The organism is Bradyrhizobium huanghuaihaiense (assembly GCF_025200885.1).
Lineage (GTDB): Bacteria > Pseudomonadota > Alphaproteobacteria > Rhizobiales > Xanthobacteraceae > Bradyrhizobium > Bradyrhizobium huanghuaihaiense.
On the sequence record NZ_CP104172.1, the window covers coordinates 6,071,170 to 6,096,542 of the forward strand.

Here is a 25,373-nt window from a genome sequence, read left to right on the forward strand (position 1 = left end):
AGGGCGCAGGGGTGGATCACAGGTGAAACCGGCCCCCGGACTTCCCTGCGCGAATGGTTCTAACGGTTTCCTTCGCGCCTGCAGGGCCAGATACGAATTTATCTGCGAACTGCACGCCTCCCCATGGGTCCTCATCATCGCGCGCTGAAACGAGGCTCCGTCACGAACGGATGCAAGTCGTCATCATCCGGTCCGGTCTCGGACACTGCCGCTTCGTAACATCCCGGCGTAACGGACATAAAACCAGATTTATGCGCCGTTAAAGAGATTGCGAAACTTGGACCGCCATCGTCAGCGCTCTGGAACCGCTGATCCCAGTTTAACCGCTCAATTTACCCGCCTTTAATTCGCCCCGTCATCCGATCTCCGCACACCGCGCGACATGGCGCGCTTTTTCTGCCGTCGCACAGGCAAGGAGATCCGATGGCCAAGCGGGGCGTGAATGATCAGTACGGGAATTTCTCTGAAGCGAATGCAAATGCTCTGGAATGGGAATTCATCGGACTGAACATCGCCTCGGCGCATGCCGACTCTTTCGCCGCCTCGACGGCGCAGAGCGACTCCGAGGTGAATGAAGGAAGTGCCGCAGACGGCGGCCCCGAGGGGTTCGCCGCCAAGAAAGGCGGCAGCGGCACAGGTGGAGGCAACACATCGACCGGCACGGGAACAAGCACCTCAGGTTCTGGCACGAGCACATCGGGCACAGGTACGACCACCTCGAGCGGCACCACCGGTCAAGGCAGCACTACGCTCGTCCTTCATGACGTTCCCACTCACTGGCAGACATTGAACGCTCCCACGGGCAACTCCACGCTGCCCACTGACAGCTATTTCAGCCAGCAATGGGGACTCACCAACAGCACCGCTGGGATCGACGTCGCCAAGGCCTGGCAAAACTACACGGGACTCGGTGTCAAGATCGGCGTCATTGATGATGGCTTCGACTACAATCACAGCGACATCAACCCGCATTATCTGCTCAATCTCGACTACGACACCGTGACCGGCAGCGCCGACGCCTTTGGCAGCTCGACGACCGACAAGCATGGGACGACCGTCATGGGTGTCATCGGCGCCGCAGCCAACGGCGCTGGCGTCGTCGGTGTCGCGTATAATGCCGGCATCGCCGGGTTTCGCATCGGATATGGCGCAACCGGCACAACGGGTCAGGCGACGGACGCTTTCAATCACGTCCTCACAAATGGCATGGACGTGGTCAATGCGAGCTGGGGCTATACCGCGGCCTACTCCGACAATTTCCTCTCGTCGGCATTCTCCGCAACAAAGGTCGCGATCCAGAACGACGTCAGCAGCGGTCGCGGCGGCCTTGGAATCGACATCGTGTTTGCGGCAGGAAATGGAGGCCCGACGGACAACGTAAACTATCACAACTTCCAAAACGACCCGTTCGTCATTACGGTTGCAGCGACCGACACGTCTGGCCACATTACGAGCTACAGTTCGCCAGGAGCTGCAATTCTCATCTCGGCGCCAGGCACTGCCAAGACCGACGATCGCGTCGGAACCGATGGATATTCGACGAACGACTACATCAACATCTCCGGCACATCCTATGCGGCGCCCTACGTTTCCGGTGTCGTCGCTCTGATGCTGCAGGCAAACCCGAACCTCGGCTTCCGCGACGTCCAGGATATTCTGGCCTATTCGGCCAAGAACACGGATCCCACCAATGCGAACTGGCACACCAACGGCGCCCACGATTGGAACGGCGGCGGACTCCACTTCAGCGAAAGCTACGGCTTCGGCATGGTCGATGCGACGGCAGCGGTGAGGCTTGCCGAAAGCTGGCAATATCAGTCGACCTACGCCAACATGTCGAGCGAATCCGCATCGCATACGGACAACGCGGCGATTCCGGATGGCGTCGGCGGCGGCCTGACCAGTCAGATGACATTCGCCTCTTCACTCGACGTGGAGAGAATGGTGATCGACCTCAATATCGCTCACACGAGCCCGAGCGACCTCTTGGTGACGCTGACCTCTCCCAGCGGAACGACAGCAACACTTGCGTCGCACCCGGCAAACGGGACCGGCACGGGGATCGTGTTCCAGACGACGGCGAACAGCTTCTGGGGCGAGGATGCGAAGGGAACCTGGACGCTCACCGTTACGGACAGCGTTGCAGGAAATTCCGGCACCCTGAACAGCTGGACTCTGACGGCACTCGGCGATTCCGCGTCGACCCCGATTACCTACGTCTATACCGACGAATTTGCGTCCGTGACCAATCCGGCCAATCTGATCCTCACGGATAGCAGCGGCAATGCGACGCTGAACACGGCGGCGGTCACCTCCGGCTCGTACCTCGATCTTCACGCCGGCGCACTCGACACCATCGCCGGCAAGACTCTCCAGATCGCAGCGACGACCATCATCAAGAACGTCTGGGCCGGCGACGGCAACGACACCATCATCGCGAACGACTTCGGCGACACGATCCAGGCGGGCCGTGGCAACAATACGATTGTCACCGGCAAGGGCGCCGATGTCCTTTACGCGGCGCAAGCGGGCGGTATCGACACCTTCGTCTTCAATGCGCTTTCGGGCACGACAGATACCATCCTGAATTGGGTATCAGGCAACAACAGCATCAATGTGGAACAACTGCTCAGCTCTCTCGGGTATTCCGGAAGCAATCCGATCACCGACGGATGGTTGAGCTTCATCTCGGACGCGAAGGGCGGGACCAACATAGTGGTCGACGCGCATAACGGCGCCGCGCCACAATCCGTGGTAGACATCGTGGGCATTGCCCCCACGCTGCTTCACGAGAGTACGACAACGTGGAGCCTGATCGTCTGAGAAAGGTGGGCAGGCCTCCTGCAATCGACCCATAAAAACGAAGGCCTCGTGACGAGCACGAGGCCTCGATCTAAGCGTACGCACGCTGAGACGGTCTCAGGCGATGCCCTGGATTCCCCCCGTCTGATGCAGGGTCAGCCAGAACTGATCGAGCGTGTTCTCATGCTGATTGATGACGTTTACGCCATCGTTGGTCCATCCAACCCAACCCGGCGAGCCGGAACTGGTGACGAGTTGATTCTGATTGAACGCCATGAGAGCATTCTTCAGTCCTTCGCCATCGGCTTCCTTCCCAAGCGGGGTCCCCCAATCGGTGATGCCGGTGCTTGCGTCCGTCACATCAACGTAGGTCTTGTTCCATGCATTCGAATTCGTCGCGACGCCTGTGGTCTTGTCGATAATGAGATCATTGTTTGTATCGACATTCACGCCAAGGCCAGCCCAAGCGCCCTTTCCGGTCAGCCACATGACAGCTTCGTCGATGAGGTTGTTGGGTTGCACGACCCCTGCATCGATGTTGAGCTGCGTTGCGATCACCTGGGCAAGCATGATCGAGATGGCGTCACCGTTCTTGGCGGACGACTCGATCGAGAGTGCCGTAGCTACGTCAATCTTGAGGTAGTGAGCGTTGGCGCCATCGTCCTGAATGCCGTTGCCATTGGCATCACCGAGCAACAGGTACTTGTCGGTGCGATGGGTATTCCACGCGGAGGCATGGCTTCCCCAGTACCCCTGCGTCCTTGCGGAGTTCTCATACCCGTTGTAGCTGCTCGGATCGGATGCCGTATCCGTACCCGTATGACCCGCAGTGTCGGTGAACGAACCGGTTGCCGTACCCGTGTTCGAGTACCCACCTTCGATGGCCTTGCCGGTAGCCTGGTAGATCCAGGTTTCGTTGAGATCCAGCTTGTGGTCGCCATTAGTGTCACCGCTCACATATGTCGGCGTTACACCCTTGTCATCGGTCACCGTAACATTTGAAAGGGCGACATTCCCCGTATTAGTCACCGTGTATTTCCACGTCAGGGAAGTCCCGGCGATGACGTTGATCCCGTCTCCCGATTGATTGCCGGCGATGGTAATTTTATTGATTGATATCTCGGGATCAGCACCGAAATAGTTCGAAGCGTCTTGCGCCGACGGCGTGGCCTCGTGGCCCGCATCGTCGGTGAACGAGCCGGTCGCCGTTCCGGTGTTTTTATAGTTGCCCGTTACAGCCGTGCCGTCCGCCGAGAAAATCCAGGTTTCGCTGGTCTCCAGCAGGCCGTTGCTGTTCGCATCGCCGCTCACGTAGTGCGGATTGACGCCACCAACCGAGTCGGTCACCGCGACGTTCGAGAGCGCGACGTTGCCGGTGTTGGTGACCGTATATTGCCAACTGATCGCCTCGCCCGACAGAATCGTCAGCCCGTCACCCGACTTCGACCCGTCGACCGTCACCTTGTTGATCGCGATCCCGGGATTGGCACCGAAATAGTTCGAGTCGTCTTGCGCCGACGGCGCGGCCTTGTGGCCTGCATCGTCGGTGAACGAGCCGGTCGCCGTTCCGGTGTTTTTATAATTGCCCGTTACAGCCGTGCCGTCCGCCGAGAAGATCCAGGTCTCGCTGGTCTCCAGCAGGCCGTTGCTGTTCGCATCGCCGCTCACGTATTGCGGATTGACGCCACCAACCGAGTCGGTCACCGCGACGTCGGAGAGCGCGACGTTGCCGGTGTTGGTGACCATATATTGCCAGCTGATTCCTTCGCCCGACAGAATCGTCAGCCCGTCACCCGACTTCGACCCGTCGACCGTAACTTTGTTGATCGCGATCCCGGGATTGGCACCGAAATAGTTCGAGTCGTCTTGCGCCGACGGCGTGGCCTTGTGGCCTGCATCGTCGGTGAACGAGCCGGTCGCCGTTCCGGTGTTCTTATAATTGCCCGTTACAGCCGTGCCGTCCGCCGCGAAGATCCAGGTCTCGCTGGTCTCCAGCAGGCCGTTGCTGTTCGCATCGCCGCTCACGTAGTGCGGATTGACGCCACCAACCGAGTCGGTCACCGCGACGTCGGAGAGCGCGACGTCGCCGGTGTTGGTGACCGTATATTGCCAGCTGATTCCCTCGCCCGACAGAATCGTCAGCCCGTCACCCGACTTCGACCCGTCGACCGTAACTTTGTTGATCGCGATCCCAGGATTGGCACCGAAATAGTTCGAGGCGTCGTGCGCCGACGGCGTGGCCTTGTGGCCTGCATCGTCGGTGAACGAGCCGGTCGCCGTTCCGGTGTTTTTATAATTGCCCGTTACAGCCGTGCCGTCCGCCGCGAAGATCCAGGTTTCGCTGGTCTCCAGCAGGCCGTTGCTGTTCGCATCGCCGCTCACGTAGTGCGGATTGACGCCGCCAACCGAGTCGGTCACCGCGACGTCGGAGAGCGCGACGTTGCCGGTGTTGGTGACCGTATATTGCCAGCTGATTCCCTCGCCCGACAGAATCGTCAGCCCGTCACCCGACTTCGACCCGTCGACCGTCACTTTGTTGATCGCGATCCCAAGCGTCACGCCCGTGTAGCCCGACAGGTCCTGATCGGAAACCGTGATGCCGACCGGCGGGTCGCCGCTCACTTCGCCGACGTTCTGGTAGAGGCCGTCAATTGCCTTACCTGATGCGCTGAAGTACCAGGTCTCGTTCGTGTCCAGCTTGCCGTCGCTATTGGTGTCCCCGGTCAAATATACGGGGGTCACGCCAGGCTGGTTATCCGTTACGTGGACGTTGGACAGGGCCACGTCGCCGGGATTGGTAATCTTGTAGATCCAGGAGACGTTTTCGTTGGCCAGGATCGTGGCGCCATCGGTGCCGCTGTCGAAATCGGTCTTCACTGTCAGGGCCGAAGTGTCCCCGTCGAACGTGACCTTATCGATCGAGATGATCGCGGTTCCCACCCGGCTCACGCCGATGTAACTCGACGGATCGGTGTCCGAGACATGGGTGGTCGTGCCGTCCTTGCCCTTGGTGACGTAATCGCCGGTCACCGTACCGATGTTGTGGTATTGGCCACCAGGAAGGCCGGATGTATCGACCGCAGTTCCCTTAGCCGTGTAAATCCAAGTCTCGGTCACATCCAGGATGTTGTCTTGGTTGGTATCGCCGATATTGTGCCCACCGGCGAGAGTGGGTGTAACGGTGACACCGTGGTCGTCAGTCACCTCGATGTTTGACAGCCCGACATTGCCAGTGTTCGTGACCGTATAGGTCCAGGTAACGGGGCTGCCGGCCGTGATCGTCACGCCGTCGCCATCGGTGATCAATCCGCCGGGACCATCGCCCGTCACCTTGTCGATATTGATGCTGGGGCGAGCGGCCGCGAGCACGCCCCATTCCTCGAATCCGCTATTCGCGGCGTAGGTCGCAGCATCGGCGCCGCTCGTTCCTCCGCCGAATGCCGAATAGAGATAGACGTTAGGCGTGGCTCCCGAATGGTCGAACAGGCTATCCGCAATCAGGACGACATAATCGCCCTTGCCGCTGCCGGCATCCCACTGCGCATTCAGCAACACGGTCTTGTCGCCACCGCCATCAAGGTCGAAAATCGGCGTCAGTCCCGTCAGATCGGTGAGCGTGCCAGAGCCCGCCTGATAGATCTTGAGCTGGTCCAGGGAGATGAGCTGCGGGGCGTTCTTGCTGCCGCTCTGGTTGATGTCTATCCGAAACTCTCTGTAGAGGACGCCGATATTGCCCCCGTTCGCTGCGCTGCCGACGACCGTCGGAATGGCGTCCAACAAGAGCGCATTCGTGTGCGCTTGCGACTTGTCGTCCAGCGGCAGCGGTGTTCCATCCGTATTGAAACCCGATTCGGTGGGAGCGTTCTGCATCACGAGGAAGGAATCGAACACACCCGTGCCGGTCGAAACCGCCGTCGTCGTGTTCGTGAATATCGCGCCATTGACCTGCGCAGTCGAACTTTGATTGGTGACGTCTACTGCACCGGTGATGCTGTCGGTGAAGGCCGTGGTCGTCATGACGCCTGATGTCGTGTCAGTGGCGCTCAGCACGAACGACTCGCCCAGCGCGTCCTGCCCGACATCCCAGGCGGTGACCACCACGCCATTGGCAAGGCCGTCGAGGTCACCGGCACCGCCATCCACGACTGTCCAGGGCACATTCGTGCCGGCCACGGGATTGCCAGCCACGTCAGTGACTTCAAACGTCACGGTATCGCCCACACCGACGTTGGCCGTGAAGTAGGCAGTCGAACCAGGCGCATAATCGGATTGATTGGTGCTCACGGACGTGGCCGCCAGCGTCGGATCGGCGATCAACTGAGAGTCATCGACAGGAACGTACACGCCGCTCGCCGGATCGTACTTGTAAATTGCCATGACCTAAGCCTCCAAAAAATCGCAACAAAAATTGCAAAGTCACGTGGGAGGAGGCAGGAATGCCGCCTTCGGTTGCGCACAAAAAACCGGCACACGCAAACGCGCGCGCCGGCCTATGCAGACCTCCGTCGGCAAAAAATCAATCAAAACAGCCCTGCCTGCCCAGAAACAATCAAACCGGGAAATTTAAGCAACTATTTACAATTAACGCAACCTTTAGTCGGCGAATTAAACAACGACAGGCCGTCCCATATTCGGGAAATCTCGGCAATCTCCGCTCCCGGAGGTTGGTAAATACCTTCGACGGAGCCGGGATCGCAAATTCTTGCAATAACGGAGTTTAAGTGACGCGGGGCTAACGCTCCACGGGGGCACATCTGGTTTAACTCTTGGGGGGCCCCCGCTGCGCCAGCAATGCATCGGCGCTCTTGGTGAGCCCGCCGGCCAACTGTTTCGCGGCGTCCGGCGAGAACGCGTAACCGGCCTGGCTTTCCAGCCGGTGATTGAGGATGAAGAGCACAAGGCCGCGGCCGCTGGTGTCGGCGGAAATCGTGCAGTTCTTGGGGATTTCGAACCTCACCTCGTCGGCATTGCCGGTCGCGCCCGGTTTGGTCTGCGCTGCGGCTTCGGCACCGGGGGCGGCTGCTTCGGCGGTAAGGGCCGGCCCGCCGCCTTTTGACGCCGCCGGCTGCGCACCGCCTCGCACCTTTGTCAGTACCGCGATCAGATCGTCGACGCAGTCACTGGCGAATCTCAGCTCCAGTGCACCGGTGTATTTGCCCGTGGTCTGGACAATGAATTCCTTTTTGTCATCCGACATGGTGGCGGAGCTCACCGCCGCAATCCTGATCGCCATTACTCAACGCCCCGAAATGTGGTTGGGACCTCCTCGGCCCCTCTGCCCAACTATGCGTCAACTATACTGCCCAGGGCGGCCCGGGATAGACGCATTAACCTTGACGCGTCCGCCTTGCCGCTTCCACGCGAGCGACCTAGGATAAAGCCATGTTACGGTCAATTCGCGTTGCAGCACGATGAGTATCAATCCCGCACCCCGGATCATTGCAGAGTTGCGGCCGAAGTACGAGATCAAGATCGACCTCGACGAGCGATGCTTCCTGTTTCCGGCCGGAAAGTCGGTCAGCCAGCTGCTGATGCTATCGGACGGCCACACCATCCTCATCGACGCCGTGTATCCCTTCAACCAGGCGCGCACGCCACCGCGGCTCGCAGCGCTTGATCTCGACGATGCAAGGGAGTTCGGACGGCGGCTGGTCGAAGCGGTCCATACGGCGCGCACCCAGCTGGTGGGCACGAATGGCATCAGGATATCCATCAACGTGGTCGCCAATGGATATCACCTCCAGTTTGGCGACATGAACGCAGCGACCGAACTGTTTCTCGGCACCGGCTGCATCTGGCGTGTCTGCCAGGGCCTGCTCCGCATCGTCGACCTGATCGCACCGGTCGAATCCAACTGACGCCGCGCCGCGGGGGCGGCCGCTTCAGGACGCGGTCTCGACCAGCGGCTCCAGATAGCTGCGATGCAGCGTTTGCGGATGCTTGTGTCCGTCCAGAATGACCCGCAGCGCGTTCTTGGTCTGGGCAAAGCCGACGACCCGTCCCGTCCTCCCGTCCAAACGCTTGCTATGCTTGCCGAGGGACCTCACCCGGAAGCGGCTGCCAATCGCAAGATCCAGCACGAGCGCGTCGTTTTCATTCATGGCGGTCAACTCTTCATCAAATATCTTCCAGACAGGGTCACCCGTTCAACCTACACGCTACGCTTCTCCACGAGGCTGCTGCAAAGCCGGCGATCGTCCTCCGACATGCCAGCCGGCGTCTCCCCATATTTGAAATAGGCCAGGATATGCGCGAGACGGGCAGCGTGCTCGACGGCGCTTCGCCTCTTCGCGCGCTGCCAGGCGGTGCGCTGGTGCCCACTCATTGCGAGCTTTGTGGCCGTCTGCACCTCCATCGACAACACCGAGATCAGCATGCTGCGATCGACATCGACCAGCGAATTCAACAAGGCCTCTACGTCACGCATTCCGTTCAGTCCACCTCCTGCTAGCGCCGACTACACATGGAAGATGAAGTCGCCTGCCTTGAGGTTCGACGCCACGATGTTCTTGAGCAGGATGGAATCGTTGGCATCGAGCGTCACCACCGTGTCATTGGGACTGTCCGCCGCCGAAGCCCAGGACACGTTCGTGAACTGACGAACGTCGAGCTTGTCGATTCCCGTCGTGAAATCGGTGATCGTATGCTGGACGGGCGTCGAAGCCGGAGGCGCCGCGAACACGAACTGGTCCCGGCCTCCGCCCCCGGTGAGCACGTCCTGACCGCTCGCAGCGAAGATGACGTCGTTGCCGGAGGTGCCCTGCACGGTCGTCCCCGTGCCGTTCTGGAAGATGAAATTCACGACTTGAGTGGCGCCGGCAATGTCCGACAGCGTCAACGCTACCTTCTCGTACGCGGGCGGCGTACCGCCGGGCGTGTAAGTCACGACCGGCGCGGTCGGAACGCTCGGATCGCTGTCGGTCACTTGAATCCCGCTCACGGTGTACGTGCCACTGTTGAAGTTGACGGTCAGCTGGCTGGTATCGATGACAGGCCCCTGATGATTCCAGCTGATCTTCGCGCCCCCCTGCCCGTCGGAAGCGATGAGGAATCCGGTCGGATCGTAGCTGCCGGCGAGAGCGAACGAGCCGACGCCGAAATCCACGTGCAGACCACCCGAACTGGACACGCTCACGTTCGTAGGAGCGATTCCGACGAGATCGATCGCATCTCCAAATGCAAAGCCGGTAACCGTGCCGGTGAAATGAGCGGCATCGGCAAGCACCAAGGTCCCGGGCGTACTCTTACCGGTGTCGAAGGTAACGTTGGCGTCCGCCGCCGCGCTGAACACGAGCGAAGCGCTATAGATGACCGCCGCGCCGCCGCCGGTCACCGCGGTGCCGATGGCCAGGCTGCCGGATTCCACCGCGATCGTTCCGGTATTTGTGAAGCCCGCCAGGCCCAGAATCGAGGACGTGCCCGTGCTTTCGATCGTACCGGCATTCGAGAGCGTGCTGGTGCCGGTGAACGCGCTGGCGCCACTGAACTGCCAATCCGCCCCCGCCTCGTTCGTGAACGTCGCGTTGTAGCCGAGGACGATGCCCTCAACGACGCCGGCATTGTCTATGGTGACCAGGCCCGTGCCGGTCGTGGTGACGTCGAGCCCCGCCGTGCCGCCAATCACCGAGCCGTCGATCGTGACGCTCACATCGCCGCCATCGAAGCCGAACGCCGCAACACCGTACCGGCCCGCGAACACGCGGGAATCCGACTCGACCGTAACAGCGATGTCGCCGACGCCGTAATTCACCGCGCGGATGCCGTCGGTTCCTGTCGGGGCGACGATCGTGGCGTGATCGTGAACCACGACATTGCCGTGGACCGCATCGTTCGCCGTGTTCTGATTGTTGGGATTGTAGCCGGCCAGAATGCCTGCAGCGGGGTCGGCGGCGACGGTGCCCGTCGGGGTCGTTCCCGAGTGGATCGTGCCGGACGCATTCACGAAGACCTCAGACGTCGCGGGCACGACCACGGAGGGATTGAGCGGATCTGCCTTGGTCGCCTTGTTGACCGCAGCAATGCCGGAGCTACCGGACGTGATCGAGGTGGTGGCCGAGGTCGTCACATGAATGCTGCCCGGCCCAAAATTCTGCGCGAGGATGCCGACACCCGTTCCGTTCGGCGGGCTAGCACCGCCGAGGGCGATGATGGTTCCGCCAAAATTGCTCACATCGACATCGCCGACGCCGTAGCTATAGGCCCTGATGCCATCGCCCGCATCGGCGGTGATATCGCCGAAGTTATTGACGACAACCTCGCCATAGACGTTGTAGTTGGCGGGGTTCGGTGGATTGTTCAGACTTGGGTCCGTCGCTTGGCCGATATAGCCTGCGAGGATACCGGCCGGCTGGCTGTTGAATCCCGTGGTGCCGATGCCGGAGTGTATGAAGGCCGCGTTCGTCACAATCACCGAACTGTTGAACGACGGCGCAATGCTCGTGGCCTCGTTGACTGCATTGATGCCGGCGCCGCCTTGGTGGGAGTCGATCGTATCTCCCGTCGACGTGACCACCGATATACTGCCGGCGTTGGTGCTCAGGGCGAGGATACCGTAGGCCTTGTTGAACGTTGCGGAGCCGGCGGTGATGGTCGTGTTGGCATAGACCGTGACGGCTATGTCACGGGACAGCGCGCTCGACGTGACCGGATCGGTGAACCCGCCATCGGCGTGGGCATAGATGCCATTCGAACCCGCCGTGATGTCGGCGCCCGAGGCGTCGTTGATCGTTATGTTGCCGTAGCCGTAATTATAGCCCTGCAGGCCGAAGCCGGCGGCAGAGACGTCCGCTGCGTTGTTGATGAAGACGTTGCCGCTGACATACTGGTTCGCATGCCCCCCTCCGCCGAAGAAGCCGGCGGCGATGCCGGACGGCGTACCGCCGCTGTTGGTCGGCAGGCTACCAGAGGTAATCGTGCCGGCCGCCGTCACCGCAACCACCGCGGGCTTCCCGGCGGCGACATTGGCCGCGAAGAGATTAATCAAATCCGGAGTGCTCGCCGTCGGATTTGCGTCATTGACTGCGTTAATTCCGCTGCTGCCGGAATTGATCGAGGACGGGGATATCGATGACGAGCTTACGACGACAACGATGTTGCCCGAGCCGCGATTCGTGGCGCCGATGCCATAGGGAGCATTGCCGCCCGCAGACGACGTTGCAGCCGTTAGTGCCTGAATCGAAACACCCAAGCCGACGCTAACTGCGATGTTGCCGACGCCGTAGTCGTAAGCAAGGACGCCGGGCCCCGCCGCGGCGAGCAGAGTCGGATTGGAGTTGCCGAAGGGATTGCCGTCGCTCGCGACATTGACGATCACGTCGCCGTAGACCGCAGAACTGAACGCGCCGTTACCGCCGGGATTGTAACCCGCCTGGATCGCAGACTGTGCGCTGCCGCCGTTGTTGACGTTCGTCCCGGATGAAATGAACCCCTGGCTATAGACCGACACGGTGCTGGCGCTGCCCGAAGCAATCGCGGTGGCCTGGTTGCCCGCATTGATACCCGTGCTGCCCGAGGTGATCGTGGTGCCCCAGCCGGCATTCACCAGCGAGCTTCCCGTACCATAGGTGAAGGCAAAGATACCGTACTGGGTAAGGCCGCTGCCGATGCCCGTGGCGCCTCCATTGACCGCCGTGATCGCATACTGGCCGGGCGCAAACGTGACTGACGTATTTCCTGAACCGTAATTGTCGGCAAAAATACCTGCTCCGGCCTGCGCCGTGATGCTGGCGCGATTCTCGATCGTGACGTCGCCTGTGATCACCGCGTTCGGCACCGTCGTGTTGTTATTGAGAATCCGCGCGCGAAGACCGGCCGCGCCGCTGCCCGCAATGTTTGCAGTGTTCGTGCCGCTCGTAATGGTAGACGAGTTGTAGATGATGATATTGCCGCCCGGCCCAGGGGTGGTTTCCTGCAGCGCGGCGGCGCGGATGCCGTTAAAGCCGGCATTGATCGTGCCGCCCGACGTCGTGATGGTGACGCCGCCCGTGCCGTTGGACACGCCCAGGATTCCGTACGAGTTCGTTCCGGTCAGCGCGGCGCCCACGCTGACAATATTGATATTGCCGTTGACCGTCGTGGCGGAGATGGCGTTGGCGACACCGCTCACATTCGCAAAATTGACGATATCGGCGGAGCCGCTGCCGCTGTTGCCGCCTTGCGTGGCATCGACGACGAGGCCAGTGTTGGGGCCGGTGCTGGCAGTAGGGCCGGATATATTCGCGGCATTGATGATCGCGCCGCTGGCGCCCTGTGTCGCGACCCGGAGACCGGGAAAGGCACCGTTGATCACAATGTCGGAACTTGCGTTGGCCACGACCGTGTACGTATTCGCAGCAACTCCGTCGGTCGTCGATAGGTTGAACCCAGGCCCAGTGCTGCTGTTGATGTGGTCGTTGTCGAGAATGTAGAAGCCTACGGGCGTCAGGGGCGATTGCGACGTGGTGACGCCGGAGATGATCGTCGCGCTGGTCGGCACCAGCACGATACGGTTCGACGAGAGAACATCGAACATATTTCCGGACAGCCCGGTTCCGGACACCTGGAACGCATAGTTTTGCACGCCGCTCACGGTCAGCGTAGAGCCGCTGATGTTCGCAGCGGTGATGCCGCCACTCCCTAGTGTGATGATGGAGCCAACATTGCCGCTGCCGCTGGCGCTGAAGTTGAGCGGCAGATTCGCACCAACCGAGGCCGGGTTGTCGAACGTCAGAAGTCCCCTGCCGCCAAAATTGATGGTTTGTGTAGCCGCAACAGACAGTCCGAGTTCAAGGGCTGAGTGGTCGCCCAGGAGGATCGAGCCCGCACCGGTCACGTTGGCGAAGATCTGCGCCGAGCTGTTGGGCAAAACGGATATGTTACCCGTGTTCGACAGCGCAATCGCGCCTGCCCCGGACAGGGCAGCAAGACCGAGCATATTGATGATGCCGGCATTGCTGATCGCGTTCGCGCCGCTGCCGAAGAAGTTCGAGCCATTGATATTCCAGGTTGCCCCGAGCGTGTTGTTGACGCTGCCGCTGCCAGTCCCGCTAAAGCTGATATTTCCGGTGATCGAGCCGTTGTTGGTGACCGACCCATTGCCGGCGAAGACCGAGATGGCGAAGTTGTTGGTCGTGCGGGCAAAGAGACTCGAGGCGATGAACTTGCCCGCGGCGTTGGAAATCGTTGCAGTCTGAGTGCTGTTGCCGTTGCCGATCGCCACGACGGGCATGAACGGCACACCGGGCGCATTGATCGTTCCGGAATTGGAAATTGAGATCAACCCATTGACCGAAGCACTGGATCCGTTGCCGACCGAGATGCCGATGCCCGCCGCGCTGATGACGCCCTGGTTGTTGATCGTGATGCTGCCGCCCGCCGCCGAGAATGCATTAACGCCGCTTCCCTGCGCCGCGACGACAGACGACGTCGGCCGCAGCGTTGCGCTGATAGTGCCATTGCCGTTGTTGTAGAGATTGATGCCGGGCCCCGAAGCCGCGGTGACGGTCGCCGCATTGTCCACAACGACGTTGCCGTGAATGTTGGCCGGCGAGACGACCGAGTAGCCAGCCGAGATGCCGGCAGGCGTGCCACCGCCCGAGAGGAAATTGAAGCCCGAGTTGATCGCTCCCGTCGACGTGGTGACCGATATCTGATTTCCGGAGGCGACGCTGGTGGCCGCCGAATTGGCGTTGATGCCGTAGCCGCCGGACATGAACTGGTCATTGGCGCCGGTCGTGATCGTGATATTGCCGCCGCTTGTGTTGTTGGCGTTGATTGCGGCAAGGCCCATGAGCGAGCTCGCAGTCACCGCGGCAGCCGTCGGCGTCGAATTGGCTTCGACGCTGATCGAAACATTGGAAGGCGACGCGGTGCCGTTGACGGACGAACCGGCGAAGATGCCGAACTGCGCGCCGCTCACCGACTTGTCGGCCCTGTTTATGATCGTGATGTTGCCGTAGCCGACATTGAAGCCAATGATGCCATATCCGGCTCTCGCCGAAATATTGGCGGCATTGTCGACAAGGACCGAGCCGTTGATGTTCGGGTTTGAAGTCCCGTTGCTGCCATAGTAGCCAGCTGAAATGCCCGCCGGCTGGGCACCTCCGGCCGACAGATGCACACCCGAGTTGATCGTGCCGGCGGCCGTGACGGTGACGGTCGAGCCCAGGCTCTGCAGAATGGAAGTGCCCTGATTGATCGCGAGGATACCGTGCGACCCCGAGGTGATGCTGGAGCTCGCAGTCGTCGTGACCGAAACGTTGCCAGTGCTGCTGCTCGAGCCGGCGATGCCATAGACATCGCTGGCAACAATGGTTCCGGAGTTGCTAATGAAAACGTTGCCGGGCCCGAAATTGTAGCCGCGGATGCCGTCACCACCCGCCGCATTGATGGTGGCGGAGTTGCTGATGACAACGTTGCCGAACACGCTGGAATTGACGGTATTGGTCGCGCCGCCCTTGTAGCCGGCGAGGATGCCGGCTGGACGGCCGCCCTGTCCGGTCAGGGCTGTGCCTGAGTTGATCGCGCCGCTCGCATTGATCGAAATCGAGCTCGCGATCACGCCGCCGACCTTGGGCAGCGAGACCGCTTCGTTGTACGCGTTGATGCCGACGCCGCCTGATGTGATGACCGTGCCGGCGCCCGCATTGACCTGGATATTGCCGGTACCCTTGGATTGCGCCTCGATACCGTAGAGCGTCGAACCGATGATCTGCGCGGTCGCCTCGAGCGGATTGGGTGCCGTGGTTACACCGATATTGCCGTTGCCGTTGGTCTGGACACGGATGCCGTCGTGACCGCCCGCGATATTTCCGCTTTGGCTGACGGTGATATCGCCATTGTTCGCCGAATTGAGGTTGACGGCGACGATTCCGCTGAACGCGGCGCCGGTTCCTGTCACGCTGCCTGATCCATTGATCAGGATGCTGCCCGTGCCCGTCGCGTTCTGTTGAGCAAGAATGCCCCTGCCCGCCAGGCCGGTCACCGTCCCCGACGTCGTGACCGTGATCGATCCGGCGGCATTCTGAATCACGGAGATAGCGCTTCCGGCGCCGGTGATCTGGCCCGTAGGATTGACGGTCAGGTTCGCGGGATTGCCCGCACTTGCACCGGTCGCATAGAGATCGATCGCATCGCCGGCGCTGGTGGTAATGTTGGCGCTACCGCCGATCGCGACCGGCCCGCTTGCGATCGAAATAGCATTGATCGTTGCAGTGACGGCCGCGCCAATCTGCAGAGTGCCGCCGGATCCGGTGAACTCGACGACACCGCCCGCCGGGCTCATCGCGACGCTGGCGCCGCCGCTGGCGACCAGGATCGGCAGGCTCGCCGTCGCGCCGACGTTGCCCGCCGAATCGACCACGCGCGTGAAGTAAGTGAAATTCGCGCTTCGGACCGTACTGTCGGTGAAGGTCCACCGGCTCAAGCCGTTCCGGACAACGTCCGTCCACGTCGCGTTATCCGTACTGATCTGGACTTTATCGCCAAAGGCAAGCGTGCCGTTCGTCCCCGTTACGATGATCGAGGTGCTGGTTGAAGACGAGCTTCCGGCGACAGACGAAATCGCAACGGATTCCGTCGGCGAACCGGTGTCGACGACGTAGCTCGCATTGTCCGCCACCGCGGCCGCGGTCAGCACCGCCACGTTGCCGGCGGCATCGGTGATCGTGCCACCGTTCAGGCCCAGCGCATTGGCGCCGAGGCTGATGCCGTTGGCATCGTTCTGGCCAGCCTGGATCGTGTAGGTGAACACCAGCTGGGTGCTGCCACTGCCGGAGGCGTAGCTGGCCTGCACCGGTGTCCCGCCGATGTTCAAGGCGAGTTGCGGCGTCCCGGTCACCGTGACGCTCTCGCTGAACGTCACGGTGACGCTGACCACGTCGCCGGCATTGAGCGTGCTGTTCTGCGCGCCCGTCGCGCTGGTGATCGCCTCGCCGCTCACCGTCGGGGCGGCGGTATCGACCTTGTAGCTGGCGTTGTCGGCCACCGCAGCCGCGGTCAGCACCGCCGCGTTGCCGGCGGCGTCCGCGATCGTGCCACCGTTCAGGCCCAGCGCATTGGCGTTGATGCTGATGCCGTTGGCATCGTTCTGCCCGGCCTGGATCGTGTAGGTGAACACCAGCTGGGTGCTGCCGCTGCCGGAGGCGTAACTGGCCTGCACCGGCGTCCCGCCGATGTTCAGGGCCAGTTGCGGCGCCCCCGTCACCGTGACGCTCTCGCTGAACGTCACGGTGACGCTGACCACGTCGCCGGCATTGAGCGTGCCGTTCTGCGCCCCCGTCGCGCTCGTGATCGCCTCGCTGCTCACCGTCGGTGCCGCGGTGTCGACCTTGTAGCTGGCATTATCGGCTACCGCGGCCGCGGTCAGCACCGCGGCATTGCCGGCGGCATCGGTCATCGTGCCGCCGTTCAGGCTCAGCGCATTGGCGTTGATGCTGATGCCGTTGGCATCGTTCTGCCCGGCCTGGATCGTATAGGTGAACACCAGCTGGGTGCTGCCGCTGCCGGAGGCGTAACTGGCCTGCACCGGCGTCCCGCCGATGTTCAGGGCCAGTTGCGGCGCCCCCGTCACCGTGACGCTCTCGCTGAACGTCACGGTGACGCTGACCACGTCGCCGGCATTGAGCGTATTGTTCTGTGCCCCCGTCGCGCTCGTGATCGCCTCGCTGCTCACCGTCGGTGCCGCGGTGTCGACCTTGTAGCTGGCATTATCGGCCACCGCGGCCGCGGTCAGCACCGCCGCGTTGCCTGCGGCATCCGTGATCGTGCCGCCGTTGAGGCTCAGCGCGTTGACGTCGATGCTGATGCCGTTGGCATCGTTCTGGCCAGCCTGGATCGTGTAGGTGAATACGAGCTGGCTGCTGCCGCTGCCCGAGGCGTAGCTGGCCTGCACCGGTGTCCCGCCGATGTTCAGGGCCAGTTGCGGCGTCCCCGTCACCGTGACGCTCTCGCTGAACGTCACGGTCACGCTGACCACGTCGCCGGCATTGAGCGTGCCGTTCTGCACCCCCGTCGCGCTGGTGATCGCCTCGCTGCTCACCGTCGGCCCGGCGGTATCGACCTTGTAGCTGGCGTTGTCCGTCACCGCGGCCGCGGTCAGCACGGCCACGTTGCCAGCCGCATCCGTGATCGTGCCGCCGTTCAGGCTCAGCGCATTCGTGTCAATGCTGATGCCGTTGGCGTCGTTTTGCCCGGCCTGGATCGTGTAGGTGAACACCAGCTGGGTGCTGCCGCTGCCCGAGGCGTAGCTCGCCTGCACCGGTGTCCCGCCGATGTTCAGGGCCAGTTGCGGCGTCCCCGTCACCGTGACGCTCTCGCTGAACGACACCGTAACGCTGACCACGTCGCCGGCATTGAGCGTGCCGTTCTGAGCGCCCGTCGCGCTGGTGATCGCCTCGCCGCTCACCGTCGGGGCCGCGGTATCGACCTTGTAACTGGCATTGTCGGCCACCGCAGCCGCGGTCAGCACCGCCGCGTTGCCGGCGGCGTCCGCGATCGTGCCACCATTCAGGCTCAAGGCGTTGGCGCCGAGGCTGATGCCGTTGGCATCGTTCTGGCCAGCCTGGATCGTGTAGGTGAACACCAGCTGGGTGCCGCCGCTGCCGGAGGCGTAGCTGGCCTGCACCGGTGTCCCGCCGATGTTCAAGGCGAGTTGCGGCGTCCCGGTCACCGTGACGCTCTCGCTGAACGACACGGTGACGCTGACCACGTCGCCGGCATTGAGCGTGCTGTTCTGCGCCCCCGTCGCACTGGTGATCGCCTCGCTGCTCACCGTCGGTGCGGCGGTATCAACCTTGTAGCTGACGTTGTCCGCCACCGCAGCCGCGGTCAGCACGGCCGCGTTGCCGGCAACATCGGTGATCGTGCCGCCGTTCAGGCTCAGCGCGTTGGCGTTGATGCTGATGCCGTTGGCATCGTTCTGCCCGGCCTGGATCGTATAGGTGAACACCAGCTGGCTGCTGCCGCTGCCCGAGGCGTAGCTGGCCTGCACCGGTGTCCCGCCGATGTTCAGGGCCAGTTGCGGCGTCCCCGTCACCGTGACGCTCTCGCTGAACGTCACGGTCACGCTGACCACGTCGCCGGCATTGAGCGTGCCGTTCTGCACCCCCGTCGCGCTGGTGATCGCCTCGCTGCTCACCGTCGGCCCGGCGGTATCGACCTTGTAGCTGGCGTTGTCCGTCACCGCGGCCGCGGTCAGCACGGCCACGTTGCCAGCCGCATCCGTGATCGTGCCGCCGTTCAGGCTCAGCGCATTCGTGTCAATGCTGATGCCGTTGGCGTCGTTTTGCCCGGCCTGGATCGTGTAGGTGAACACCAGCTGGGTGCTGCCGCTGCCCGAGGCGTAGCTCGCCTGCACCGGTGTCCCGCCGATGTTCAGGGCCAGTTGCGGCGTCCCCGTCACGGTGACGCTCTCGCTGAACGTCACGGTGACGCTGACCACGTCGCCGGCATTGAGCGTATTGTTCTGCGCCCCCGTCGCGCTCGTGATCGCCTCGCTGCTCACCGTCGGTGCGGCGGTATCGAGCGTGATGATCAGTGCGGCGGTGGTCGAGGTGTTGCCGAAACTGTCGCTGAGTCTGGCCGAGATCGACTTGGCGCCGTCAGGGCCGAGATCACCGTCGGTTACGGTCAAGCTCACGCTCTGCGCGCTGATGTCGGCTGCGCTGATCGTGTGCGTGACGGGATGGGCGAACGGCGAGCCATTGAGCAACAGCTGGATCGTATCTCCCGCCGCGACGTTGGCGCCGAGGGCGACCGTGAAAGTCGGCGCGGTCACGTTCGTCGTGTTGTCACTGCTGGAACTGCCGGAATCGGAAGCTGTCGCCAGGTCCGGCGTACCGCCGGACGGGGCATTGGTGTTCAAGGTGAAGACCACCGTGTTGCTGACGCCCTGGTTGCCGGCGGCATCAGTCGCTTGCGCGGTCAAGCTGTTGGCGTCGCTGTGCAGCGTGACGTCGGTGCTCCAAGTGCCGTTGGCCTGGATGGTTGCGACGCCGACCGGAGTGCCATCATCCAGGACGGTGACAATCGCACCCGCGTCAGCGGGATCCGCCGTACCGGTAATCGTCTGCACGGATTGATTGGTGTTGCCGCCGGGATTGGTGATCGCCAGCACGGCCGCGCTCGTGTCGAGCGTGATGGTCAAGGCGCTGGTGGTCGAGCTGTTGCCCGCCAGATCGGTAAACCGGGCAGAGATCGGCTTGGTCCCGTCAGGTCCAAGGTCACCGGGGCTCACCGCGAAACTGACGTTTTGAGCCGCGATATCGCCCGAGGTGACGGTTCGCACCAGAGGATGGGAGAACGAGGACCCATTCAGCAGCAGCTGGACCGTGTCGCCCACGGCAACACCGGCACCAAGCGCGACCGTCAGCGTCGGGGCCAGTACGTTGGTATTGTTGTCGCTGCTGGAGGAGCCGGAATCCGAACTCGCAATCAGATCTGGCGTGCCGCCGGACGGAACGGTCTGGTCCAGCGTGTAGCTGTGGCCGGTGCCCGCAGCGATATTGCCGGCCAAATCGATGGTGCGGACCGACAGCAAACTGCCTGCCCCGGAAAGGAGCACGCCCGATGCGGACCACGCGCCCCCTGCTGCATTTGCCGTGACCCAGTTCGCGCCGTCAACGCTGAGCTGAATTGACTCGCCGGGACTCAGCGCGCCGGTATACGTTCCGGTTACAGTCTGCGACGCCACATTGGTGACGAAATCGCTCGACGAGCTGCCGCTGTCGGACCCCAGTGCGATCACCGTCGCAACCGCTGACGGCGCGCTGGTGTCCAGTGTGTAGGCATGCCCGGTGCCGGCAACGCTGTTGCCAGCCAGATCGATCGTCCGGACCGACAGCGTGCTCCCGGCGGCCGACAGCGTTACTCCGGATGCTGCCCAGGTGCCGTTCGATGCGTTGGCGACCGCCGTCACCCAGGTTGTGCCGCCGTCGGCGCTGACCTGGATGGACTCGCCGGCACCGAGGGCGCCGGAATAGGTGCCGCTGACCGTCTGCAACGCGACATTGCTGATGAAATCGCTCGCGGAGCTGCCGCTGTCTGACCCCAGCGCCGTCACCGTCGCAATTGCGGACGGCGCGACGGTGTCGAAGGTGTAACTGTGGCCTGTTCCCGCCGCGACATTGCCCGCAAGGTCGATCGTGCGAACTGACAGCGTGTTCCCGGCCGCCGACAGCGTCAAGCCGGATGCTAACCAGGTGCCGTTGGCCGCATTGGCCGTTGCGGTCACCCAGCTCACACCGCCATCCGCGCTGACCTGAATCGTTTCGCCGAAAGCCAGGACACCCGTATAGGTGCCGCTTACGGTTTGCGACGGAATGTTGGTGACGAAATCGGTCGAGGAGCTGCCAGTGTCAGAACTTAGCAGCGTCACCGTCGCAACCGCCGTCGGCGCCAAGGTATCCAGAGTGTAGCTGTGTCCCGTCCCCGCCGTGATGTTACCGGCGAGGTCGATGGTGCGAACCGACAGCAAGTTGGTGCCGGACGACAGCGATACGCTAGATGCCGACCAGTTGCCGCCCGATGCGGACGCCGTCACCCAGGTGGCGCCATTGTTGGCGCTGACCTGGATCGTCTCGCCCGGACCCAAGGCACCGGTATAGGTGCCGCTGACCGTTTGCGAGGCCACGTTGGTATTGAAGTCGGTCGGCGAGCTGCCGCTGTCGGCGCTCAATGTCCCCACGGATGCAACAGGCGCAGGCGGCGTCGAATCGAGCGTCAGGACGACCGTATTGCTCGAGCCCAAATTGCCGGCCACGTCCGTGTCCTGGGCGACGAAGCTATTGCCGCCCTCGGAAAGCTGTACGATCACGCTCCAGCTGCCGTCCGCCTGGACAACGGCACCGGCTACGGCCTGCGCATTGTCGAACACGATCACGGTGGTTCCGGCATCGGCCAAGCCGACCGTTCCGGCGATTCTCTGGGTGGCCTGGTTGGTCAGCGCATCCGAATTGTCGATCGTGACCACGGGCGAAGCCGTGTCGATTGTGACAGCCTGCGCGGCGGAGCCGATCGTGTTGCCGACGGAATCGACGACGCGCACCTGGTACGAGAAGCTCGCATTGTGGACACCGGGATCGATCAGGCTCCACGTCGTTCCTGTCGCCTGAACGACGTCACTCCATGTGAGACCATTGTCGCTGCTGACCTGAATCTTCTCGCCGGGCGAGAGCGCTCCATTGCTGCCGGAGACCGACAATTGGGTGCTGTTGGTGATGAAATCGCCGGAGGCCCCGCTATCAGGACTGATCGCCGTAATGGCCAGCGGCAGCGTGATGTTGAGACTTGCGGTGGAAGCCGCAGACTTGATTGAATCGGAGACCGTATAGCCGAAGACGACGCGGCCGCTGAATCCCGGATCCGGCGTGTACGTCCACGTCTGATCGCTGTTCTGGATCAGCCCCCCGCCTCCGCTCTGGATCGTCAGCGACGTGATGGACAGGGAGGGACCGTCGATGTCGGCGACGCCTTTGAGCAAGACCGTCGGCGCGATGACGTAGGGGCTGTCCTGCAGCCCCTGCGCGAGCGTGACGGGCGCCGCCACCGGAGCCGCATCGGCCGTCTGGATGGCAGGCTGTACGCCGTCATGCACCGTTACGAAGACGGGGACGGTTATGGAGCCATTGTCAGCGGAGAGCCTGATGATGAATTCCTGCGTGGCTGTCTCGCCGAAAGACAGCCCCGCAAAGTCGCTCTTCGGCTCGGCGAAACTCCAGTTGATATGCCCGTTTGCGTCAAAGCTGGCGCTGAAATACGGGGTCGCGTCGCCAAACTGATCCGTCACGCTGACCGTGACGCCGGTGTAGTCACCCGTGACTGCTATCGATCCCTTGGCGGCGAGGACGTCGGACGACTTCGCCGTCTCCAGAATGATCGCACTAAGTCCCGAGGTCGGATCGGCAAAGAAGATGTTGCTGCTGTTGCCGAAGGCGACGTACTGGCCGCCGGCGCTGATCGCGGCACCGCCATTGGACGCTGTATCCACCCCGTCTGAAACCAGCCGATAGGCGGGGGCCGCCGGGTTCGTGACGTCGACGATGTAGATATCGGCGAACCCGTTCTGATCGGCCGAGGTCAGCCTCGCCTCGCTCGTGAAGACGATGAAGTGGCCGTCCGGGCTCAGCACCGGACTGTAGCTGCTGCCCGAGGCGTTGGACGTGTGAAATACGACGGCCCCGGCATTCAGATCATAGAGATAGATCTCGGAATGGCCGGCGCCGTCAGTCTCCTGATAGGCGATCATGCGGCCATCTGCGCTGATGGTCGGCGCAACCGTCCCGGCCCCGGCGGAGGTGCCGGCAATCACGGCCAGTTCGCCCGTCGACAAATCGAAGGCAAGAAGCCTGCCCCCGCCTCCTGGAGCCGCCACATCCGAATTCCAGAAGGCAATCAGGTGGCCGTCGGCGCTGATGGCGGGCTTCCAAAGCGCCCCCGAGCTCCCCACCGCACCTGGCGTCACCGTTCCTTTGAGCGTGCCGTCAAGACCGTAGATCGAAACGTTGCCGCCATCCTGTTGCACGACGATCGTGCCGCCGTCGCCACTGACGGCGGGCGCGCTTCCCGGCGCCAGCTCGGTCTGAACATGATAGTGCGCCGGATCGGAAGGATCGGTGCCATAGACGAAGACGAAGCTCCCGCCACCGTCGGAGCCCTGATAGACGATATAGCGGCCGTCAAAGCTGATCGTCGGCGAACCGTAGCTCCAGCCGTTCGCGGGAGAGGCGATGGTCGTGGTTGCGCCCGTCTCGTGGTTGAAAAAGTAGATTGCGCCGTCGGGATCGTAGACGACGTCGCCATTGGCGCTCATGACCGGACCGATATGGTCTCCCGGCCCGGAGGTGATTGCCGCAACGTTCGGCGGCGTGACGACGAATGGAACGGCCGACAGCTTGACCGGGACAATGATCGCCTCCCCCACAACGATGTTGCTCGGAGGCGGGCTTGTGCCGGAGTCGGAAGCCGGGTTGACCGTGACGACAACGGTCGGAGGCGTTGCGCTCGAGGGCGGGGTGGCGCTTGTCCCGAGCGGGGGATGATATTCCGTGCCGGGCGGCTGTAGCGGCGGGCTCCCGGCGAATTTCGTCGTGCTGTTCGGATTCGGGTTGTTATTGTTGTTGTCCCTGTTCTCCGTGTGCTGCGGAAGATTTGGAAACAGCTGTTTGCCGGAATCATATGTGCTCAGCACCTGCTGGAATGCACCGAATTCCTGCGCGACCTGATCTGTCGTCTTGTTGCTCTGCTGGGCAATCACGTCGAAAGTCGCCGTCGGCGTCAGCGTCAGCGTCGATCCGTTGCTCGTGACGGTACCTATCAAGACACCGGCCGTATTGAAAACCTGGACGGCATGCACCAGACCGTCACGCTGGTCGATGACGGAAACCGACACCTTTCCGTCGGTCGCCGAAACGTCGAGGATCACGGCCGTGCCGCGAATCCCGATCGTGGCGCTGGGTGTCGCCACCCGCATATCACCGGTCTTCGCAACCTGGCCCGCCACAAAGCTGGCGGCGCCCTGGACCAGGGTCATCAGCGAGCTGTTGGATGTGCTGCTGGCATCGTAGGTCAGTTCGTTCAGCATGAACCGCGCACTGGCGGACAGATTGAACGTCGTGCCGTCGTCGAGCACGAGACCAAGGGTCGAGTCGCTGCCCGTCTGCACCACGTCGTTCTGGTAGATCGCATCACCGACGTTGGCGACGATCGTCACGCCATTGCGGACGATGCTTGCGCTGCCGGTCATCTTGACGACATGGCCCACCACCTTGCCGCTGGCCGCGGGCGCACCGGCCTGCGCATATTGCGTGTGTCCGGTCAGAGCATCGATGACGCCGGGATCGAGGTGCGCGCCTTCCGGGGAAACGAGCAACGGGCGCGCGTGATCGCGGAAATAGTTTGGCACGACGACGCGATGGAGCTGATCCGAGAGGATCAGGTCGACGCCGCTGCGCACGAAGTCGCCGGAGAAGAGAAGGTGCGCGTCCGGGATCACAACTGCAGCGGACGGTATCTCCGCCAACGCGTCGTGCCCGAATTGAAGGGATTGGTGCCCCGAGCCGTTCGGCAAAAATCTGTCGGTGTGGTTCAAGACGCCACCGTAAATCGTTAAAAATTAATTAAACCGTTTTTAAGTACCATTACGAAGTTCCAGAGAAAAGTGGCCACGAACCGCCTGCCTGAGTTTTCTGCACCGTAATTAATTCGGGCCGCAGGCGGCGTAGAGACCGCGACGCAAATTCGCGTCAGACATTGAAAATACTATTGAATTCCAATCCACGCAGTGAGTTTTGCCGTTTATCCGAACACCGCGTCCGGCTCGCGGAGCGCGGGGCCGGAAGACGGCCCGGAGCCTAATCGCGTCCCGCCGCCGAGGAGAAACGGGATTAAACCGGGCCAGACGGTTTTTACGGCCTATCGCTCAGGCAACCGCGAGCACTCCCGATCCCGGATCGCTGAAGCGCACCGCAGATCCGACAAGAGAGCATTCAGCCTGCGTCGGTACGCCTGCCTCGAGGCGCTATTCCCCAGTTTCCCGTGCGCCATGTGCAAGGCGAATGGAAACTGGTTGCTTCACGCGCCCGCTCGCTCCTAGGATA

At 62.3% G+C, this 25,373-nt stretch carries 7 protein-coding genes; 2 read left to right on the forward strand and 5 right to left on the reverse strand.

Annotated elements, in window-relative coordinates; translation table 11 throughout:
- Positions 1-423: 423 nt before the first annotated feature.
- Entirely contained in the window at positions 424-2,823 is a 2,400-nt protein-coding gene (locus N2603_RS28895) for a S8 family serine peptidase (RefSeq protein WP_260384795.1), read from the forward strand.
- Positions 2,824-2,919: 96 nt separating this feature from the next.
- Here N2603_RS28895 and N2603_RS28900 read toward each other — a convergent pair whose 3' ends face one another.
- Both N2603_RS28900 and N2603_RS28905 read right to left on the reverse strand, forming a co-directional pair.
- The gene (locus N2603_RS28900; RefSeq protein ID WP_260384796.1) at positions 2,920-7,179 is read right to left on the reverse strand and encodes a beta strand repeat-containing protein; all 4,260 of its coding nucleotides are present in this window, start codon (positions 7,177-7,179) and stop codon (positions 2,920-2,922) included.
- A gap of 382 nt (positions 7,180-7,561) precedes the next feature.
- On the reverse strand, positions 7,562-8,035 hold the full coding sequence (locus tag N2603_RS28905) for a hypothetical protein (protein WP_260384797.1): 474 nt from the start codon (positions 8,033-8,035) through the stop codon (positions 7,562-7,564).
- 178 nt (positions 8,036-8,213) lie between these two features.
- On the opposite strand from N2603_RS28905, the gene N2603_RS28910 reads away from it, so the two are divergent.
- Entirely contained in the window at positions 8,214-8,660 is a 447-nt protein-coding gene (locus tag N2603_RS28910) for a hypothetical protein (RefSeq protein ID WP_260384798.1), read from the forward strand.
- Between the two features lie 24 nt (positions 8,661-8,684).
- On the opposite strand, the gene N2603_RS28915 is transcribed toward N2603_RS28910, so the two are convergent.
- From N2603_RS28915 to N2603_RS28925, 3 genes are read right to left on the reverse strand one after another with little or no spacing between them, the layout of a single operon-like run.
- On the reverse strand, positions 8,685-8,912 hold the full coding sequence (locus N2603_RS28915; protein WP_145832131.1) for a hypothetical protein: 228 nt from the start codon (positions 8,910-8,912) through the stop codon (positions 8,685-8,687).
- A 41-nt stretch (positions 8,913-8,953) separates the two neighbouring features.
- On the reverse strand, positions 8,954-9,229 hold the full coding sequence (locus tag N2603_RS28920) for a hypothetical protein (RefSeq protein ID WP_260384799.1): 276 nt from the start codon (positions 9,227-9,229) through the stop codon (positions 8,954-8,956).
- Positions 9,230-9,259: 30 nt separating this feature from the next.
- Entirely contained in the window at positions 9,260-24,796 is a 15,537-nt protein-coding gene (locus N2603_RS28925) for an Ig-like domain-containing protein (protein ID WP_260384800.1), read from the reverse strand.
- Positions 24,797-25,373: the final 577 nt, after the last annotated feature.

Bases quoted from the DNA above. Each gene is read 5' to 3' on its own strand.
- N2603_RS28910 (WP_260384798.1), top strand. From the start codon at position 8,214: ATGAGTATCAATCCCGCACCCCGGATCATTGCAGAGTTGCGGCCGAAG.
- N2603_RS28905 (WP_260384797.1), bottom strand. From the start codon at position 8,035: ATGGCGATCAGGATTGCGGCGGTGAGCTCCGCCACCATGTCGGATGAC.
- N2603_RS28900 (WP_260384796.1), bottom strand. From the start codon at position 7,179: ATGGCAATTTACAAGTACGATCCGGCGAGCGGCGTGTACGTTCCTGTC.
- N2603_RS28895 (WP_260384795.1), top strand. From the start codon at position 424: ATGGCCAAGCGGGGCGTGAATGATCAGTACGGGAATTTCTCTGAAGCG.
- N2603_RS28920 (WP_260384799.1), bottom strand. From the start codon at position 9,229: ATGCGTGACGTAGAGGCCTTGTTGAATTCGCTGGTCGATGTCGATCGC.